The 18,045-nt window shown below is 71.7% G+C and carries 14 protein-coding genes; 7 read left to right on the top strand and 7 right to left on the bottom strand.

Annotation, left to right across the window (positions count from 1 at the left end; all coding sequences use genetic code 11):
• Nucleotides 1-98 precede the first annotated feature (98 nt).
• The 3 genes from WME98_RS04705 (at nucleotide 99) to WME98_RS04695 (ending at nucleotide 3,471) form a co-directional block, all read left to right on the top strand.
• A complete protein-coding gene (locus tag WME98_RS04705; RefSeq protein WP_437950172.1) occupies nucleotides 99-1,097 on the top strand; it encodes a hypothetical protein in 999 nt (332 codons plus the stop codon).
• 24 nt (nucleotides 1,098-1,121) lie between these two features.
• Complete coding sequence (locus WME98_RS04700; RefSeq protein WP_437950171.1) at nucleotides 1,122-2,237, top strand: hypothetical protein; 1,116 nt, start codon at nucleotides 1,122-1,124, stop codon at nucleotides 2,235-2,237.
• A gap of 115 nt (nucleotides 2,238-2,352) precedes the next feature.
• The gene (locus tag WME98_RS04695) at nucleotides 2,353-3,471 is read left to right on the top strand and encodes a hypothetical protein (RefSeq protein ID WP_437950170.1); all 1,119 of its coding nucleotides are present in this window, start codon (nucleotides 2,353-2,355) and stop codon (nucleotides 3,469-3,471) included.
• 242 nt (nucleotides 3,472-3,713) lie between these two features.
• Here WME98_RS04695 and WME98_RS04690 read toward each other — a convergent pair whose 3' ends face one another.
• Nucleotides 3,714-4,142, bottom strand: a complete 429-nt coding sequence (locus tag WME98_RS04690; RefSeq protein WP_437950169.1) for a DUF6968 family protein — start codon at nucleotides 4,140-4,142, stop codon at nucleotides 3,714-3,716.
• A gap of 369 nt (nucleotides 4,143-4,511) precedes the next feature.
• Between WME98_RS04690 and WME98_RS04685 the strand changes: the two genes are divergently transcribed.
• The 3 genes from WME98_RS04685 (at nucleotide 4,512) to WME98_RS04675 (ending at nucleotide 7,892) form a co-directional block, all read left to right on the top strand.
• Nucleotides 4,512-4,700, top strand: coding sequence for a hypothetical protein (locus WME98_RS04685; protein ID WP_437950168.1), 189 nt, complete (start codon nucleotides 4,512-4,514; stop codon nucleotides 4,698-4,700).
• 276 nt (nucleotides 4,701-4,976) lie between these two features.
• The gene (locus tag WME98_RS04680) at nucleotides 4,977-5,744 is read left to right on the top strand and encodes an RNA polymerase sigma factor (protein ID WP_437950167.1); all 768 of its coding nucleotides are present in this window, start codon (nucleotides 4,977-4,979) and stop codon (nucleotides 5,742-5,744) included.
• A gap of 30 nt (nucleotides 5,745-5,774) precedes the next feature.
• Nucleotides 5,775-7,892: a protein kinase domain-containing protein gene (locus tag WME98_RS04675; protein ID WP_437950166.1), complete on the top strand. Its 2,118-nt coding sequence runs from the start codon at nucleotides 5,775-5,777 to the stop codon at nucleotides 7,890-7,892.
• 157 nt (nucleotides 7,893-8,049) lie between these two features.
• On the opposite strand, the gene WME98_RS04670 is transcribed toward WME98_RS04675, so the two are convergent.
• Entirely contained in the window at nucleotides 8,050-8,724 is a 675-nt protein-coding gene (locus tag WME98_RS04670; RefSeq protein ID WP_437950165.1) for a hypothetical protein, read from the bottom strand.
• A gap of 5 nt (nucleotides 8,725-8,729) precedes the next feature.
• Nucleotides 8,730-9,740, bottom strand: a complete 1,011-nt coding sequence (locus WME98_RS04665) for a hypothetical protein (RefSeq protein ID WP_437950164.1) — start codon at nucleotides 9,738-9,740, stop codon at nucleotides 8,730-8,732.
• A gap of 497 nt (nucleotides 9,741-10,237) precedes the next feature.
• Here WME98_RS04665 and WME98_RS04660 point away from each other — a divergent pair, with 497 nt between their 5' ends.
• On the top strand, nucleotides 10,238-11,563 hold the full coding sequence (locus tag WME98_RS04660) for a PAS domain-containing protein (RefSeq protein WP_437950163.1): 1,326 nt from the start codon (nucleotides 10,238-10,240) through the stop codon (nucleotides 11,561-11,563).
• 135 nt (nucleotides 11,564-11,698) lie between these two features.
• On the opposite strand, the gene WME98_RS04655 is transcribed toward WME98_RS04660, so the two are convergent.
• The 4 genes from WME98_RS04655 to WME98_RS04640 form a co-directional block, all read right to left on the bottom strand.
• Nucleotides 11,699-13,663, bottom strand: coding sequence for a hypothetical protein (locus WME98_RS04655; RefSeq protein ID WP_437950162.1), 1,965 nt, complete (start codon nucleotides 13,661-13,663; stop codon nucleotides 11,699-11,701).
• A 215-nt stretch (nucleotides 13,664-13,878) separates the two neighbouring features.
• Nucleotides 13,879-16,698, bottom strand: a complete 2,820-nt coding sequence (locus tag WME98_RS04650; protein WP_437950161.1) for a cation-translocating P-type ATPase — start codon at nucleotides 16,696-16,698, stop codon at nucleotides 13,879-13,881.
• A 13-nt stretch (nucleotides 16,699-16,711) separates the two neighbouring features.
• Nucleotides 16,712-17,545 (bottom strand): PspA/IM30 family protein, encoded by an 834-nt coding sequence (locus WME98_RS04645; RefSeq protein WP_020738517.1) that lies wholly within the window; start codon nucleotides 17,543-17,545, stop codon nucleotides 16,712-16,714.
• A 48-nt stretch (nucleotides 17,546-17,593) separates the two neighbouring features.
• Nucleotides 17,594-17,983 (bottom strand): hypothetical protein, encoded by a 390-nt coding sequence (locus tag WME98_RS04640; protein WP_061626275.1) that lies wholly within the window; start codon nucleotides 17,981-17,983, stop codon nucleotides 17,594-17,596.
• Nucleotides 17,984-18,045 lie beyond the last annotated feature (62 nt).

Below are 18,045 nucleotides of genomic sequence, written 5' to 3'. Positions count from 1 at the left end.
CCAATGTGCCTTGACCGCGTGGCGCCTGCTACGTAGCGTGCCGGGGAGATGGGCACCACGGGCCGGTTGCTCCTTGCGGTAGCCGCAGCCTCTGTCGTGTGGAGTCTCGTGGCGGCGGCTGCCGGCGAAGCGCGTCCTGCTGGCCGTCCGGAGCGGCCTCGGCGCGCTCCGAGGCCGAGGAGGCGTTCGCGCGGGGTGAGCGGGCGCGGCGCGCCGGGCGGTGGGAGGAAGCCGAGGCGTCGTATCGCGCTGCGTGGCAGGCGGATCCGCGGCCGGAGCTCGCGGGGGAGCTCGGCCTGTGCGAGCTCGCGCTCGGGCGGTTCCGGGATGCGGCGGAGCACCTGCGGGAGTCGCTGCGGGATCCGGAGGCGCTCCAGCAGGCGGCGAGGCGGCGGTTCTCGGAGGGGCTTCAGCGGGCGGAGCGCGAGGTGTCACCGGCGACGATCGCGGTGAGCCGGCCCGAGGCCGAGGTGTTCATCGACGGCCGGCGGATCGGCCAGGGGCAGGCCGACTACTTCGTCTACGTCGAGCCGGGACGGCACGAGGCGCGCGGCAAGCTCGAGGGCTATGTCGACGGCGTCTTTCCGTTCGAGGCGCGGCGGGGGCTCGAGTCGATCATCGGCCTCCATCTCGAGCCGAAGCCGCCGCCGGAGCCCGCGGCCCCGCGCGCGCCCGCGCCCGCGCCGGCGGCGGCTGCGGCGCCCGCCGCCGGGGGCCTGGCGGCCGGCACGGTCGTTCGCATCGGCGGGCTCGCGCTCGCGTTGACGGGCGCCGCGCTCGGTACGGGCTTCACGCTCGCGGCGGCGGCGCGCGGCGACGAGGCGGCGGCGCAGGCGGAGGCGATCCACCGGCGCGGCGGGCTGGCGGCGTGCTTGTACGATGAGCACGCGGAGGCGTGCGCGGCGCTGCACCACGAGCGCAGCGCGCGCGACACGCTCGAGGCCGCGGCCTGGGCGAGCTTCATCGGCGCGGGCGTCGCGGGCGCGGTCGCGCTCTCGTCCTTCTGGTGGACCCCGGCGCCGGGCAGCAGCGCCGTGCGCGCTGTGCCGCTCGCGACGGCGCAGGGCGGGGGCGTCGTCGTGGTCGGCGCCTGGTAGGCGGCGGAGGCGAAGAGAGGAGAGGTGACGATGCGGAGCGTGCTGCGGTGGCTGGCGGGGGGAGCGCTGCTCGGTGCCTGCGCCCTGACGGCGGCGGGCGGGTGCGGCGGCGGCGGGGAGTACGACTGCGCGGAGGACCTCGTGTGCGAGATTTTCAACGACGACGGCACGAGCAACGGGCACTGCTGGGGCCGGTGCGTGCCTGACCCGCCGAAGCCCTTCTTCCCGCCAGAGCTCGTCTGGACGGGGCCTGACCTGCTCGCGCCGTCGTGCGACGATCTCGTCTGGGCCGTCCCCGGGACGATGGACGAGGTGGTGCGGCTCGCCCCCGGGCCTGCTGCGTTCAGGGGGTGGGCGCCGCCCAGCGGGGAGCTCGCATGTCCGACGTGCGCGTGCACCCCGCCGTCCTGCGCGCTGCCGTCCGAGGTGACGGCGAGCTCGCTGTCCCTGTGCGGGGAAGGGCCCGAGGAGACGCGGACGCCGTTCGCGCCCCCGCCGGACTGGGACGGCGCGTGCGTGTCGCCCGGGCGGGTGGGGCCGGAGCAGCTCGGCTCGCTCGCGATCGGTCCGACCCGCCAGCTGCCGTGCACGCCCGTGGTCGAGGAGGCGCCGGTGCCCCGCGATGCGCCCGCGGTCGAGGTCGCGGTTGCGTGCAAGAGCAGCTTGGTCGGGAACCTGTGCAAGATGCCCCGCCAGCTCTGCATGATCTACCAGCAGCAGGACCACCTGCCGGAGGGGTGGCGGCACTGTGTCCGCGCGGAGGGGAAAGATGTCCCGTGCGAGGCGCCTGCGGCGCCGGGGAGCCCCTGGCCGACCTACTCGGAGAAGCTGGGGGTGTTCTACACGGCGGTGAACGAGACGCGCGAATGCACGCCGTGCTCCTGCAAGCCGCCGGAGATGAGCCAGTGCGAGGCGGCCGTGTCCGCCTACAGGGACAGCGCGTGCAGCGAGTGGCTCGTCGGCATCAGCGTGCCCAGGGAAGGGGTCTGCGTGGACCCAGCGTCGGACGCCGCGATCGGAAGCCTGAGCGCGACGTGGATCGTCAACGTGCCCGGGACCTGCACGCCGGAGGGGGGCACGCCGGTGGGCGAACCAGGCGAGGGGGCGGCGACGATTTGCTGCCTGCCCAGGGAACGGTGATGCTGCCGGCGGATCGCGGGCGCCGGGGCGACGGGTTGCGTCGCGCCGGCCGTCTGGAGGCGAAGGACGTGCGCGGGCTCGTCGCGGGCGGGCCGAGGGAGGCGGTGAGGTCGGGATGAGATCGCGAAGAACGCGGTGGCTGCTGCGCTCGCTGGGCGCGCTCGCGCTGGCCGGTCTGGCCGGCACCCTCGGCGCGGGAGGCTGCGGCGACGACGACTGGCCGTCCTGCGGCCAGTTGTGGAACCCCTGCCCGGTCGTCAACCCCGACGGCACGAGCAACGGCGTCTGCTGGGGCAAATGCGTGCCTCGCGTGGGACTGCCCAGCTTCTCTGATCCGCTGCTCTTCTGGATCGGGCCCGAGGAGTCCGAGCCGTCGTGCGAGGACCTCGTGGCCGACGACCCTCGCACGGGCGAGCCTCAAAGCTTCGTCCCGTACACCTACGCGCGGTTGCGTTCGGTCGAGCCCGGCCAGAAGGTCTGCGGCAACTGCGTCTGCGACCGCGGCGCATGCGGGTTGCCGCGGACCGTCGCGGCGAACTCCAGCTCGTCCTGCCAGCAGACCCCGGAGGCGACGAACACGCCGTTCAATCCGCCTCGCAACTGGGATGGACGCTGCACCTCGCCAGGCACCGTGCCGTCGTCGCAGGTCGGATCGATCTGGATCGGGCCGATAAGCGAGTCGTCCTGCGAGCCCCGCGTTCAGGATGCGCCCCCGGTCCCGGAGGGGCCTTCCCAGGTCGCGGTCGCGTGTCTCGGCGGCGTGATCGATAACTACTGCCCGAACTTCGTTGATTCGTGCATGCTGAACCAGCAGGAGGCCCATGTGTCCCCGGAGTGGCGCTACTGCACCGTCGCGGAAGAACCAGGTGTCCGGAACTGCGAGGCGCCTGCCGCACCGGGCGATCCACCGCAGTTCTCGGACAGGCTCCTCTTTTATGAGCGCGATTTCTCCGACCCTCGAAACTGCGCGCCGTGCGGCTGCGTGACCACGACACCGGGCCGGTGCGATGCGCGGGTGAGCGCCTATGCGGACCGCGCGTGCAGCGACAGCGCGCTCCTCGGGACCGCGGAGGTGGCCGGCGGCGAGGGGGACGCCTGCTTGTACGTCGAGCGCGGGCCGGCGCTCGGGAGCCTCAGCGCGGAATGGGAAGTGAGCGAGCTGCCAGGCTGCACGCCGTTCGGCGGGGAACCGCACCCGCGCACCGTCTGCTGCCTGCCGGAGCCCGAAGAATGACGGTGCGACGTCGCGCTGGAGGCATCACTCAGTCCGCTCAGGACATGCCCGCTCGGGCGGTGGGCGGCGACGGTGCCGAGCTCGCCGATGCGCGCCTCAACCTCCATCCGCGCCGCCGCGGTGAGCGACAGCGACGAATCTGCGCTCGAGCTCCTCTCGCCGACTGACGCGCTGCAAGGTGGCCATGAACGACGAACTCGCCCTCCGGTATGCAGCCAAGCGAGCGCACTCGCCCGGATACCTCAAGATCCACGCTGTCGTCGTCGTGCGCGAGCCTTGAGGACCTCGGTCACCATCTCGCCCACCCGGTCAATTTCGTCCTCTACCAGCTTCTCGAGTCTCCGCTGGAACCACAGCCCAAAAGGACTCTCGATAGGAAGTGGAAGTCCGATGTCTCCAGATTCCTGGTCCATCCATGTGATCGGCAGCCCGCAATTGTCTAGCGCGTGTCGCGCGTACCGCATGGCACTTTGAATGGCTTGGATAGCGTCGATCCCTTCTACGTATTCAACGTCTGGTTCAAGTCCATCAAGGAGAACAGCGCATGCCCACGAGCCGCTAGGCGAGCCCGGCCGTATTGGTTCCCCAATTTTTAGCACGATCTCGCGGCCGGGTTCGCCTTCAACGCCGTATCGACGTACGGCTATTATGCTGTACTTGTGGCGAGTCATCCGTGGATCATAGCTAAAATTCGTAGATGTACCAGTTGATCCACTTGAGGGGTCTGTCGAATCGATGGGACCAACAGCGGCCCCGTTGATCAGGCTCCTTTAGCGAGCGACAGAACGCCTCCTTGACCTTTACCCTGTCCGCGGCAAGCGCAACGCAGAGGGTGAGCTCGAAGGTGCCTCGCGGCTCTGCTTGGTCCGCTCCCGCGCTTGCATGGGCGACGCTCGGTTACTCGTGCGGCTCGTTGGCCGCTTCGCCCCTCACGTCGCCCACACATGACGAGGCGGAGAGCAGGACCAAACCAGCCGTGAGATCTCTGCTGCGCATGCCAGTCCGCTTGCGACATCTGCGCCAACCGTCGTGTGTCTTTGATGCTCCGCCAACTTGCCATTGGCGCGAACCATTTTCTGGTGCGTCCGTTGGCAGCGGAACGTGCGGCAGCGAAGGTGCTCGCCAAGCTGACGTCGGGGCACACGGTGGCGATGTTCGCAAGCACGTGGAACAGGGTGGTGGCCGGATTTGAACACGAAGGCGGGAAGGCGGGAAGAAAAGATCAATGATCTTCCTGCCTTCCCGCCTTCATGGGAATCACTCCGGGGCAAATTAGGCCACCACCCAGGAGAGGGTGTTCGTGGGGCGGCACGGGGGACGGACTTTCTCTGGTGTGCATCGCACGCCGGAGAAAGAACGTCCAACGCGAGCTCGGTAGGGCCCGCGCCGCCCCACGAACACCCTCTCCTGGGGCCGGGCAGCTCGGAATGAGCTCCTCGAGGCCCAGATCCGCGCCGTGCAAGTAAATTCCCGCGCTCGTACCAGGACGGTTATTCTGTGCTCCCATGCCCCCGTCCTCCGACCCGCCGCGCCGCTTCCCCGAGACCTCCTGGGGTCTGGTCGGAAAGGCCGGCGAGCCGCTCACCCCCGAGGGGCGGCAGGCGCTGGCCACGCTCTGCGAGCTGTACTGGTACCCCGTCTACGCCTTCGTGCGCCGCCGCGGCGCGCCGGCCGAGGAGGCGCAGGACCTCACCCAGGGCTTCTTCGCGCGCCTCCTCGAGCGGAACGACCTCGCCATGGCCGACCAGAACCGCGGCCGGTTCCGGTCGTGGCTCATCGCCTGCGTCAAGCACTACGTCGCCAACGAGCGCGAGCGCGCCCGCGCCCAGAAGCGCGGCGGCGACGGCGCGCTCCGCGGCTTCGACGCCGAGCGCGCGGAGCAGCGCTATCAGGCAGAGCCGGTGCACGCCCACGCGGCGGGCCACCTGCTCACGCCGGAGGCGCTCTACCAGCGGCGCTTCGCCATGGACCTGATCGAGCGCACGCTCACCGTGCTGCAAGATCATTACGCGCAGACCGGACAGGCGCGGGTCTTCGAGGCGCTCAAAGGACGGCTCACCGGCGAAGAGGAGGAGCGGCCGCACAAGGAGGTCGCGGCGGCGCTCGGCATGAGCGTGGAGGCGGTGAAGACCGCGACCTCCCGCCTGTACGACCGCTATCAGCGAACCTTCCGCGAGGAGGTGGCGCGCACGGTCGCGCGCGTCGAGGACGTGGAAGACGAGCTGCGCTCGCTGCGCCTCGCGCTGAGGGGTGACCCATCGAATGACGGGTAACCTTCACGAACGGATCCGGAAGAACGGGTGATGGATCGTGGAGGCCACACCGCTGCCGCTCAGGCCCTGACGGTCCGCGTCTGCCCGACATGCCGGGAGGCCATCGAGCCCGACGCGCCGCTCGGCCTCTGCCCCTCCTGCCTGATCGCCCGCGTGGTCGACCGCCGCGCGCCGTCGGTCGATCCCGACCCGCCGGGCAAGGACGACTGCCCCCTTCCGTCGTTGCGCCTCGGCGCGTACGAGATCCTCGACCGGCTCGGCGCCGGCGGGATGGGCGTGGTCTACCGGGCGCGGCAGATCCGCGCCGACCGGATCGTCGCCCTCAAGATGCTGCCGGGCGGCCCGTTCGCGAGCGCCACCGCGGCGCGGCTGTTCCAGCGCGAGATCGAGGTCGTCGCCCGCCTGGATCACCCGAACATCGTGCCGATCTACGACGTCGGCGAGCACGAGGGCCGCGCCTATTTCACGATGAAGCTCATGGCCGGCGGCGCCCTCTCCGCCCGCCTCGAGCGCTACCGCGACCCGCGCCGCGCCGCCGCGCTGGTCGCGAAGCTCGCCCGCGCCGTCCACGAGGGGCACCGCCAGCACATCCTCCACCGCGATCTGAAGCCCGCGAACATCCTCTTCGACGAGGCCGAGGAGCCGTACGTGGCGGACTTCGGGGTCGCCAAGCAGCTCGGCCACGAGGGCGGCACCGCGACGGGCGACCGCGTGGGGACGGCCGGCTACATGGCGCCGGAGCAGGCGATGGGCCACGCGAAGCGGGTCACGCCGGCGGCCGACATCTTCAGCCTCGGCGTGATCCTCTACGAGCTGCTCACCGGCCGCCGCCCGTTCGACGGCCCGACGCCGCACGAGACGCTGCAGCGCACGGCCGAGGAGGAGCCGACGCCGCCGCGCTCGGTGCGGCGCGACCTGCCGCGCGACCTCGAGACGATCTGCCTGACGTGCCTGCGCAAGGAGCCCGAGCGGCGGTACGGCTCGGCCGAGGCGCTCGCCGAGGATCTGGAGCGCTGGCTGCGCGGCGAGCCCGTCGCGGCGCGCACGCCGGGGCGGGGCGAGCGCGCGCTGCGCTGGTGCGCCCGGCACCCGGCCGCGGTGGCGCTGATGCTCGCGGCGACGCTGGCGTTCGGGGGTGCGGTGGCGACGGCGCGCGCCCAGGAGGAGGCGCGGCGGCAGGAGGTGCTCGAGGGCAACGTGTACGCGGCGCGGGCGGTGGCCGGCGCGGTGCTCGCGCAGCTCTGGCACTACGGCGAGCTCGTCGCCCGCGCGGCCGCCGATCCGCGCGCCGCGGCGCTCGTCGAGCGGCCGCACCTGCCGGCGCTCGAGGCGCTCCGCGAGGCGTACGTCGGCCAGCACGGAGGCCCCTCGCTGGTCACCTGGTTCGTCGTCGACCGGAACGGCGTGCTGCTCCTGCACTGGCCGCGGGCGTCGGCGCCCCGGGGGACGTACGAGTTCCGCAACTACTTCCAGGGCGCCCGGCGCCTCGCCGAGGGGCCGGATCCCGGCGTGGCGTACGTCTCCCGCGCCTTCCAGTCGGAGACCGACCACAACCACAAGTTCGCCCTCGCGTCCCCCATCCGCAGCGCCTCCGGTGAGTTCGCCGGGGCGCTCATCGCCACGATCGCGACGGACTCCCGGCTCGGCGCGCTCCAGCTCAGCGATGGCCGCCGCTTCGCCGCGCTGGCCGCGCGCCGCGACCGCGAGCGCGGCGAGTCGGCGCCGGCGAGCGACGAGCTCACGGTGCTGGTCCACGACGGCCTCGAGCACGGCGAGGGCGCCGCGCTCCGCAGCGCGACGCTGAGCGGGCTCCTGCCGGCGCCGGTCACCGGCGCGCCCGCGCTGGGGCAGCTCCGGCTGCCGCCGCCCGAGCTGGTGGCCTCGGTGGACGACTTTCGCGATCCGCTCGCCGAGCGCGATCCCGTGAAGTACGGCGGCGCGTTTCTCGCCGGGATCGCGCCGGTCGGCCACACCGATCTCGTGGTCATCGTCCAGAGCCGCGCCGACGAGGCCGTCGCGCTCGACGCCGACCCGCGCCTGCGGCTCGTGTCGTGGAGCGGCGTCGCCCTGGCCCTGCTCGGCCTCGCCTTCGCGGCCGCGTCGGCGGCGCGGCGCCGACGACGACGGCGCATGGCGGACGAGCGGTAGGCGCCGGGCGCGCCCGCCGTCAGGCGTCTTCGGGTCGGGGGTCGAGCCGAGCGCGGATCTTCGCCTGCACGTCCGTCGGAAGCGAGCGCAGGTAGTCCTCGGGGAGCAGCCGCAGCACGTCGTCGGGAGCCAGGAGGAGCCGCTCCGGATCGGCGGATCAACGGCCCGCGGCGAACACCTCGGCATATTTCTTTCGCAGCGGGTCTGTCACGAGCGACCGGATGCGCTCCTCGTCGAGCAGCTCCACGAGCGGGACGCGCCGGGCGTGCCACCGGCCTCCCTTGCCGAACTTCCCGGACTCGGAGAACTCGCCCTCGACCCACCTGCCCGGGAGCACCGAGCACGTATCGAGCTTGTACCAGACTCCATACCGAGCCGCGCTCCAGGAGTCCTTGAATCCGCTCCCGACGCCGGGGTGGGCGACGCCGAACCAGCATTCAGGCGTGGAACAGTCGGGCGCCTCGTCGGCCGGCGCATGGGCGGCGATCCAGACGAACGCGACGTTCAGCTCGCCTTCGTCCGCATCTTTGCCCTGCGTTGCCTTCGCCGCGTCGTCCTCGTCGTCGCCTCCGCTCTCCGCGGCGATATCGCAGTAAAAACGACCGATCCATTTCGGCACCCAGTCCTGGGGCGTCTTGAGCTTGTCGGCCGGGTACCGCACGATATAGCCATCCATGTGCGGCTCGAGCTTCACGGGGCCATGCGCGTCCGCGAGCTGCTCGTCGACGATGCCGTAGAACGCGACGATCTCCTTGTGAAACTCCGCCAGGACCTCGTGCGCCTCGGTCACGGAGCGCATCGCTTGCTGGATCTTCTCCGGCTCGACACCCATGCTGATCACCTCCTCCTCGGCACGCTGCCGCGTTGATCTCGCTGCCGCCAGATCGCGCCAGGCCATGATGCCAGCGGTCGCGGGCGGAGCGCCGCGAACCCGCGCGGCCCGACCCCTCCGGCAACGGAGGCCAACCAGCGGAGCTTCGGCCAGGGAGTGACCGTGCAGGCGAAGCTCCAGAGCGAGCGGGCGCGCGGGCGGGGACGTCGCCACAGGGGATGGCCGAGCCGCTGGAACAGCGTTGCCTCAAGCCTCGTGAACCCGTGAAAGTCCGGGCGGAGCAGCCCCCGCATCTGGAGCAGCGCCAGCACGTCCGCGAGCAGGTTCTCCTCGTGCGGAGCGGTCGCGTTGCGCTCGAAGGCCGCTCGCAACAGCTTGCCCACCGACGACCACGACATCCAGCGCACGTTCGCCCTGACCTCCGAGGCCCGTGGCCAGTCCGCGACCGGCCGGAGCATCGTCGCCGCGGTGAAGTACGAGGCGACGGCCTCGGCCAGCGGCACGACGGGGCCCCTGGCGAGGCGGCCCTCCTCGACGCGGAAGCCCTGAAGGTGAGGCGCGGTCGCGCCGGGCGTGACGCAGAGAAGGCGCCACGGCCGCCCGCTCGCGCGCTGGTGGGCCACGATCGACTCCTTGGGGAGCTGCATCGGATCCGCGCCCAGAGGTGCGCCGAGCTTGACCTCGACGAGCACGAGCGCCGCGCGGCCCTCGAGCACCACGTCCGGCTCACAGCCGACGTCCCGGAGCTCACGATCTCCGAGCGCCACGATCGACGCGACGTTCGACGGCCAGGCGGTCAACCGGGGGGAGTGCGCGGGATCGAGCCTCAAATCGAGGTGCTCGAGCAAGGGGAGCACGCCGAGCTCCGGGCGGAGGTACCGGAGCGCGCCGAAGACGTTGGACGTGAGCACGTCTTCCATGGCGCTCGCGGCCTCCAGGCGGACGCCGTCGCTGCTGCCGCACGCGGCACAGGCAAACGTGCCCTTCAGCTTTCCCTGGATCTCGGCCAGCAACATTGTTCCTCGCGGGGCGCTTCCGTGCCGCGGCCGCTCGCGCGGCGGTCCGCCGCCGCTAGCGTGTACCACGAGTTCGCCTGGATCTTGCCGCAGAGGCGCGCAGGGAGGCGTCCGTGAACCCCGTCGCGCGCCGAGCCCGCGGCGGCACGGGCACCGCTGAAGCGAATGCCGAACGAGATGAACCGGGCGAGGCGGACCGTCGGTGATGCGCGGGGCGGCGAGAGGCCCCGCCCGCCAGGCGCGGGCGAGGCTCCGCCGTGCCTACATTGGCTGAACGCGGATTACCTCGCGTGCGTCAGAGCACAGGTCCACGCAGGCGTGAGCGCCGCCACACACCACCCGCGACAGCCGAGCTCGGATCGAATGGGCTTGGCAATGCTGGGCAGACCATGTAAGGGTCCGGCATATCATCAAATATAATTGTCGTGAGCGCGACGGCCATTCGCGAGCTGGCGGTGCAGGCACGATGACCCAGGGGGCGCGTGGATATCGACGGAATGCAGGCTGAGCTGGAGCGGCTCCGCCGTGAGATCAAGGCGTTGGAGCAGCGCGCCCAGGCCGCGGAGGCGCAGGCGGCCCTGTACCAGGGCGTCTTCGAGCACCTGCCCGTCCCGTCGGCTCTCTACCGCGCCGACGGCGTCCTGGCGGACATCAACCGCCGGAACCGCGAGATGCTGGCCGTGCCGTCGAAGGAAGCGATGGTCGGCAAGCACAATATGTACGAGGATCCGGTGGCCGTGGCGGGCGGATACACCGCCCATTTCGATCGGGTGATCCGGAGCGGCGAATGCGTGATCATGGCGCCGACCCCGTACGACACGGCCGACGCCGGCCTGGAGCGCGCCGAGGACCGCACCGTGTGGACCGAGACCAGGATGTCACGGGCCGACGTGGGCGACGCGCGCTACGTGATCGGGATCAACCTCGACGTGACGGACAGGATGCGCGCCGAGAAGGCGTACCAGGACGGCGCGGCATTTGTCACCGCAATCGTCGAGCACGCGCCCAGCGCCGTCTACGTCAAGGATCTGGACGGCCGCTACGCGCTCGTCAACAGGCACTTCGAGCGGCTCATGGGCCTCTCCCGCGAGGCGGTGCTCGGGCGCGCCGCTCGCGACGTCGTGCCCTCGGAGCTCGCCGAGCGTCTCGAGCAGTCGGAGCGGCAGGTCATCGCGACGGAGGCGCCGCTCGTCATGGAGGAGCAGCTCCTGCTCGAGGGCCGCACCCATTACTTCGTGACCACGAGGTTCCCGCTGCTCGATTCACGAGGGAGGCTGTATGCGGTGTGTGGCATCTCCGTGGAGGTCACCGAGAGCCGAGCGGCCGAGGCCGAGGCTCAGCGGCTCCAGGACGAGATCATCCGCCTGCAGGAGGCCAGGCTGCGCGCCCTCTCCACGCCGCTGCTGCCGATCGCGCGCGGCGTGGTGGTGATGCCGCTCGTCGGCAACATCGACGCGCCCCGGGCGCAGCAGGTGCTCGAGACCCTGCTGGAAGGCATCGTCGCCCACCAGGCCTCCATGGTGATCCTCGACGTTACAGGCGTGCCGACCATCGACACCCAGGTCGCCAGCGCGCTGGTGCGGACGGCGCGGGCGGTGAATCTGCTCGGCGCGCAGGTGCTCGTGACGGGGATCCAGCCCGCGATCTCGCGGGCGCTCGTGGAGCTCGGGGCGGATCTGGGCGGGATCCTGGTGCGGTCCACGCTCGATTCGGGCATCGCGTACGCCCTCGCGCGCGGCTCCGGGCGCGTGAGCGGACAAGCCCGCGAGCCGTCGAGCGGAGGCGACCCCTTCGATCGGCGACTCGAGCGCCGATCCCGCTGATCGATCGAGAGATGAACCGCCGAGGCGGATGCGCACGTCGCATCCACCGCGGCAGTTACCCTCCGCAGCCGGTGCGGCGCGCGCACACCCCGAAAGGCGATGGGGGCATGCGACCCCGCGAGGCCCTCTGCCCGCCTACTTGGCGAAGGTCGACCCATTCCAGACGTACCGCGCCGGCTGCGCTCCCCCCCACGGCAGGAGCAGCGGCTCGAAGCCGCCGACGGGGCCCTTGTCCTGGTTGAACGGATACGTCTGCTCCGTCCACTCGACGGCCCGCCCGGGGGCGAGCTCGATCCCCACCTTGTCGTCCGCGCGCACGAACTTGAGCTCGCCGACGATCTTCTTGTCGCCGATGCTGCGCCCGACCTCGGCCGCGAAGACCCGCTGGATGCCCTCGCCCTCCAGCCGGAAGATGAGCACCACGTCGCGGTCCACGGTCGCGGCGCCCGCCTCCTTGGGCGCCGCCGCGCGGACGGTGCCGTGGACGATGATCTCCGCCTTGCCGTCGCCGGTGAGATCGAGCGCGCGCACCGAGCGGATGTCGCCCGGCGCGGCGAACTGCGCCAGCGTCATGAACGCGTACCCCGCGCCGCCCCGGAAGCCCTTGCCGAACACCACGAGGTCGCGGTCGTGCAGGAGCACCCGCTCGGGCTCGCGACCCCCGGCCACGTCGGCGCCGAGGTCGAACCGCGGCTTGCTCGACGACGCCCCGCGGTCGCGCCGGTAGAGCGCGTACACCTTGTCGAGCATCTCGGCCGGCGACAGCCCGGCCGGCTTCGCCGCGGCCCGCGGCTCCTCGGCGCGCGCCGCCGCGGGGCGCGCGGCCGCGGCCGGCGCCTGCCGCTGCTCGCTCGCCTTCGTGAACACCCCGCCGTTCAGCTTGTAGAGCTGCGACTTGATCGGCCCCCACGGCAAGAGCAGCGGGTCGTACGTCTGCTCCACCCCCTCCGCGTAGTTGCTCGCGTCGTACCGGGTCGCCTTGCCCGGCTCGATGCGGATCGCCAGCTTCGCGCCGTCGGGCACGAGCTCGACGTCGTTGACGACCGAGCCCTTGTCCGTCGAGATCGCGATCTCGTGCTGGAAGATCGGCTTCGGCGTGTCGCCGGCGCCGAACTGCAGCACGTGCATCACCTCGCGGTACTTGGCGCCGGTGCCCGTGCGCTTCCTCAGGATGAGCTCGGCCTGGCCGTCGCCCGTCAGGTCGCGCGCCGTGAGCGACGGGACCATCCCCTCGCTGGCGTCGACCCCGAGGTCCTCGAAGTAGTACTGCGCGCCCTTCCGGAACCCGGGGCCGAGGACGACCAGGTACCGCTCGTAAACGGTCACCCGCTCCCGCATCGCGTCGCCGGCGACGTCGGCGACGAGGTCGTACTTCGGGGCGCTGCGGATGCCCTTGCTCCTCAGCAGGCCGTCGATGACCGCGAGCTCGGGCTCGGTCGCGAGCGGCGACAGCGACGCGTACGCCTCCGAGGCGGCGCTGCCGACGATCGCGTCGACCCCGCCGGCGCCGTCGGCGTCGTGGACGAAGAGCCCCGCCCGCAGCCCGACCCGGGTCGTCGCCGCCTCGGGGAACGCCGACCAGGGGACGCTCGCCTCGAGCGTGTACCCGCCGGCCCGCGGCGCCTCGATCACCTTCGCCCCCGCCGCCTCCTTGCCGCCCGGCAGCTTCACGATGCCCCGGCTCTTGCCCGGCTGTCCCGGGTAGAGCGCGACCTCCTGGACCTTCCCGCCCGGGAAGCCGAGGACGAGCTTCACGTGATCCGCGCCGCCGCGCAGCGCGTCATCGGTCACGTCGGCCGCCACGTAGACCCGCGCGTCGTCGTAGGCGATGGCCACCTGCGCGGCGAGGTCGGCCTTGCTCGGCTTGCCCTTCACCTTGACGCCGAGGGAGGTGAGCGCCACCGGCCACTCCTTCGGGACTCCATCGAGCTTGAGCCACTTCGACTCGACGAGCGGCGCCGCGATCGGCGCGCCGGCGGCGAGGGCGGGGGAGGGCGCCGCGGCTGCCAGGGCGACCAGCGCGGCCGGCGCGAGCGCGGCGAGGCGGGAACCGAGGGCAGGCGCCCCCGGCGTACGGCGAGAAGGTGTTTTACGTCTCATAAGCTCGGGTTTGGACGCCTCTCCGCGCCCGCTTGTTCTTACCACGAGCACTTTGTTTCCGGATCGCTCAGCGTGCGGGGGGCCCGCGGCCGCCGCGGCGCCCGAGGCCGCTCCGCCGTCGCGCGAAAACAGCGCCCCGGCGGCGACCTCGGCGCGGCGGGCGGCGACCTCGCGCGGCGAGGAAGGGGCCGGCGGCGCCGGCCCATGTCAGGGGATCAGCGGGGGCCGGCGGAGGCGGGGAGGCGGGCGGGGCCGGCGTCGACCGGCCGGATCCGGCGGTACACGAGCTTCGCGATCTCGACGGCCGGCACGATGAGCGCCGAGAGGACGAGCAGGACCATCCACTCGTGCGACGACATCGCGTACGTGCGGAAGACCGGGCGCAGCGCGGGCACGAGCAGCGCGATCAGGTGGATCGCCGCGCTGGCCGCCACCGCCACGAGGAGCGGGAGGCTGACGAGCGGCTTCGACGCGAAGATCGAGATCACCGGGCTGCGGCAGCTCCAAGCGTGGAAGAGCGGCGACAGCGCGAGCAGCGAGAAGGCGACGGCGCGCGTGCGGAGCAGCGCGTCCTCGGTCTGCTCCGACGTGGCGTAGAGCGCCACGGCCGCGAGCCCCATGAACGCGCCGACGTAGAGGATCCCGAGGTAGTCGCGCTTGACGAGCAGGCCCTCGTCGCGCGGCCGCGGCGCCTCGGACATGAGCTGCGGATCCGGCGGATCGATGCCGAGCGCGAGCGCCGGCAGGCCGTTCGTCACGAGGTTGATCCAGAGGATCATCAGCGGCGTCAGCGGCGGCCACTTGCCGAAGAACGAGACCACGAACACGGCCACGAGCAGGCCCATGTTCGACGAGAGGAGGAAGAAGATGAACTTCTGGATGTTGCGGTAGATGGCGCGCCCCTCGCGCACCGCCTCGACGATGGTCGCGAAGTTGTCGTCCGCGAGCACGAGGTCCGCCGCCTGCCGCGCCACGTCCGTGCCGCCGCGCCCCATCGCCACGCCGATGTGCGCCTCGCGGAGCGCGGGCGCGTCGTTCACGCCGTCGCCCGTCATCGCCACGATGTGGCCGTGCGCCTTGAACGCCCGCACGAGCCGGAGCTTCTGCTCCGCCGTCGTCCGGGCGAAGACGCGCAGGTGCATGATCCGCCGCGCGAGCTCCTCGTCGCTCATCGCCGCGAGCTCCGCGCCGCTGAGCGCCTCGTCGCCCTCGTCCCAGAGCCCGATCTCCTTGGCGATCGCCGTCGCGGTGAGCCGGTGGTCGCCCGTGATCATGACGGCGCGGATGCCGGCGCGGCGGCACTCGGCCACCGCCTCCTTCACGCCCTGCCGCGGCGGGTCCATCATCCCGACCAGGCCGAGGAACGTGAGCTCGCGCTCGATGTCGTCCGCGTCGTGGCTGACCCGCACGCGGCGGCAGATCGCGAGCACGCGCAGCGCGGCCTCGCTCATGCGATCGGCCTCGGCGATGATCGCGCGCCGGTCGTCCTCGGTCAGCGCCCGCACCCCCTTGTCGTCCGCGAACTTCACGCAGAGCGGCAGGAGCACGTCGACGCTCCCCTTCACGTGCGCGATCTCGCGGCCGCGCTCGTCCCGCGTGATCACCGTCATCCGCTTGCGATCGCTGTCGAAGGGCAGCTCGTGCACGAACGCGTGCGACGGCGCCACCGACTCGCGCGACTGGCCGCCCTTCGCGGCCAGCGTGAGCAGCGCCCCCTCGGTCGGGTCGCCGACGATGTTCCAGCGGCCCGTCGCCTGGTCCTCGTTCAGCGACGCGTTGTTGCAGAGCGCGACGGTCGCGAGCAGGTAGCTGAGGGGCGCCGACAGGTCGACGACCTCCGCGCCGGCCTCGTCGCGCACCGCGCCGACCGGGTTGTACCCCTCGCCGGACACGGTGTAGCGGTGGCCGCCCGCGTACACGTTGCGCACGGTCATCTCGTTCTGGGTGAGCGTGCCCGTCTTGTCCGACGCGATGATCGTCGCGGCGCCGAGCGTCTCGACCGCGGGCAGCTTGCGCACGATCGCCCCGCGCTTCGCCATGCGCTGCATCCCGAGCGCGAGCGTGATCGTCGTGATCGCGGGCAGCCCCTCGGGGATGGCGGCCACGGCGAGGCTCACGCCCTCGAGCAGGAGCTCGTGCCACGGCCGCCCGCCCCGGATGAACCCCCAGCCGAGCAGCACCGCCGAGAGCGCCAGGCACACCCGCAGGATGATCGCGCCGAAGCGATCGAGGCGCTCCTCGAGGGGCGTCTTCTGCTCGCCGACCGAGCGGATCATCTCGCCGATGCGGCCGAGCTCGGTGTTCACGCCGGTCGCGGTCACGACCGCGCGCCCCTTGCCGCGCACGACGCTCGTGCCGGTGAAGATCATCGTCACGCGGTCGCCGAGCGGCGCGTCGCGCGCGACCGGGGCGAGGGCGTCCTTGACCGCGGCCGCGCTCTCGCCCGTCAGCGCCGCCTCCTCGGTCGCGAAGCTGATCGTCTGCACGAGCCGCGCGTCGGCCGGGACCGCGTCGCCCGCCTCGAGCTCGAGGATGTCGCCGGGCGCGACGTCCTCGGCCGCGATGACCACGGTCTTGCCGCCGCGGCGCACGCGCGCGCTCGGCGCGCTGAGCTTCTGGAGCGCCTCGAGGGCCGCCTCCGCGCGCCGCTCCTGGTAGTAGCCGAGGAACGCGTTCAGGATGACGATGAGCAGGATGGCGATCGCGTCGCCGAACCTGTGGAGGAAGCTCTCGTGCTTCTCGGCCGTGAAGCCGACGACCACGGCGATCGTCGCCGCGGCGAGCAGCGTGAGGACGAGCGGGTTCGCGAACTGCTCGAGGATGCGGACGAGCGCGCTCTTCTTCTTCGTCTCGGGCAGGAGGTTCTTCCCGTGCTCCGCGAGGCGCTTCTGCGCTTCGGCCTCGGAGAGGCCGCCGGACGAGCTGACGCCGACGCGCTCGAGGAAGGCGCCGACCTCTTCGGCGTGTACGGGGACGGGAGCGGCGGGGGCGGCGTTCGATTCGGGACGGCGGAGCGCCGTAGCGGCTTGGCTCATGGGCGGGCGTGCTCTAGCGCTTCATCCTGGCTTGTTCACGTTGTTCTTCGGCCTCGAGCTCCGCGATGGCCGCCGCGAGCTCGTCCTGCTCGGCCTGGGGCATGCCGGTCGGCGCGCCGCCCGCGCCGGCCACGCGCACCTGCGGCGGCGTGGCCGCGGGCGGCGGCTCGGGCGGGAGCACGCCCATCTTCCGCTTGAGCGCGAGCAGCTCGTCGTCCGCGCCCGCCGTCGCCTCGAGCTGCCCGAACCGGTGCGCCAGCGTGTCGCCCGTGTACTGCTCGGCGATCTCCCCGGCGGCCTCCGCCTCGGCCTCGATCTGGTCGATCTTGTTCGACATCCGGTCGAACGTCTCGAAGGCGGAGGCGTTGTTGAGACCGCTCATGGTCTCCTGGATCGCCTTCTGCGCCTCGGCCCGCTTCTTCCGGGCGATGAGCACGTTCTTCTTGCGCTTCGCCTCCTCGATCTTGTTGTTGAGGAGGCGCAGGGCCGTCTTCAGCTGGTCGACCGCCTGCTTCTGCTTCTGCCACTGGTCCTTGTAGGTCGCGGCGAGCTGGTCGTGCTCCTTCTTGCGGTTCAGCGCCTCCTTGGCCAGCGCGTCGTCGCCCGCCTTGATGGCGAGCATCGCCCGGCGCTCCCACTCCGCGGCGTTGGCCGCCTCTTGCTCGGCCTGCTTCGCCAGCCGCTTCTCGTCGGCGATCGAGACGGCGACCTGCTTCTTCGCCTCGATCAGCTGGTTTGCCATGTCGATGACGACCTGGTTCAGCATCTTCTCGGGGTCCTCCGAGCGGCTGATGAGGTCGTTCAGGTTCGACTTGATGAGGGTCGCAAGGCGCGCGAAAATTCCCATAGATCAGCTCCAACTCTCGGGTAGCGCAGGGTCGAAAGGCGCGGCAGGTCAGCTCAGCGCGAGATCGTGCAGCACGGGGACGTGGCGGGCGAGCGCGAGATCGATGTCGCTCAGGATCGCCTCGAGCTCGTTCATGTCGAGGTTCTCGAGCTCCAGCGCCGCCGACAGGACGATGGTGCCGGCCTCGATCCCGTACGAAGCATGCATCAGGTCGGTCGCGTTGTACTCGAGCAGGCGGCGGAAGAGCTTGGTCTGGTGGGCGTCGTCGGCGGGCACGGGGCCGATCGAGACGCGCACCGCCACGATGGGTGGATCGATGCGGATCGCGATCGGCGGCGCGCCAGCGCCCCCCGAGACGAGGTAGGTACCGGCATCGTTCTCGAACCGGCGATCGAGCTGCAGGAGGTAGGTTTCGACGTCCTCGGCTGTGCGCGGCATGGCGCGGCGAGCCTACAGAATCATGGCGCATCGGGCTAGTGCCGCCGCCCCTCGGGTTCTCC

The sequence above is a fragment of the Sorangium sp. So ce296 genome (assembly GCF_051529605.1).
In the GTDB taxonomy this organism is placed as follows: domain Bacteria; phylum Myxococcota_A; class Polyangia; order Polyangiales; family Polyangiaceae; genus Sorangium; species Sorangium cellulosum_D.
This window is presented reverse-complemented; position numbering and strand designations above follow the sequence as displayed.

What these genes read in the sequence shown, in the direction of transcription:
- WME98_RS04695 (WP_437950170.1), top strand. Translation starts at nt 2,353, where the DNA reads ATGAGATCGCGAAGAACGCGGTGGCTGCTGCGCTCGCTGGGCGCGCTC.
- WME98_RS04690 (WP_437950169.1), bottom strand. Translation starts at nt 4,142, where the DNA reads ATGACTCGCCACAAGTACAGCATAATAGCCGTACGTCGATACGGCGTT.
- WME98_RS04685 (WP_437950168.1), top strand. Translation starts at nt 4,512, where the DNA reads ATGCTCCGCCAACTTGCCATTGGCGCGAACCATTTTCTGGTGCGTCCG.
- WME98_RS04680 (WP_437950167.1), top strand. Translation starts at nt 4,977, where the DNA reads ATGCCCCCGTCCTCCGACCCGCCGCGCCGCTTCCCCGAGACCTCCTGG.
- WME98_RS04675 (WP_437950166.1), top strand. Translation starts at nt 5,775, where the DNA reads ATGGATCGTGGAGGCCACACCGCTGCCGCTCAGGCCCTGACGGTCCGC.
- WME98_RS04670 (WP_437950165.1), bottom strand. Translation starts at nt 8,724, where the DNA reads ATGGGTGTCGAGCCGGAGAAGATCCAGCAAGCGATGCGCTCCGTGACC.
- WME98_RS04665 (WP_437950164.1), bottom strand. Translation starts at nt 9,740, where the DNA reads ATGTTGCTGGCCGAGATCCAGGGAAAGCTGAAGGGCACGTTTGCCTGT.
- WME98_RS04660 (WP_437950163.1), top strand. Translation starts at nt 10,238, where the DNA reads ATGCAGGCTGAGCTGGAGCGGCTCCGCCGTGAGATCAAGGCGTTGGAG.
- WME98_RS04655 (WP_437950162.1), bottom strand. Translation starts at nt 13,663, where the DNA reads ATGAGACGTAAAACACCTTCTCGCCGTACGCCGGGGGCGCCTGCCCTC.
- WME98_RS04650 (WP_437950161.1), bottom strand. Translation starts at nt 16,698, where the DNA reads ATGAGCCAAGCCGCTACGGCGCTCCGCCGTCCCGAATCGAACGCCGCC.
- WME98_RS04645 (WP_020738517.1), bottom strand. Translation starts at nt 17,545, where the DNA reads ATGGGAATTTTCGCGCGCCTTGCGACCCTCATCAAGTCGAACCTGAAC.
- WME98_RS04640 (WP_061626275.1), bottom strand. Translation starts at nt 17,983, where the DNA reads ATGCCGCGCACAGCCGAGGACGTCGAAACCTACCTCCTGCAGCTCGAT.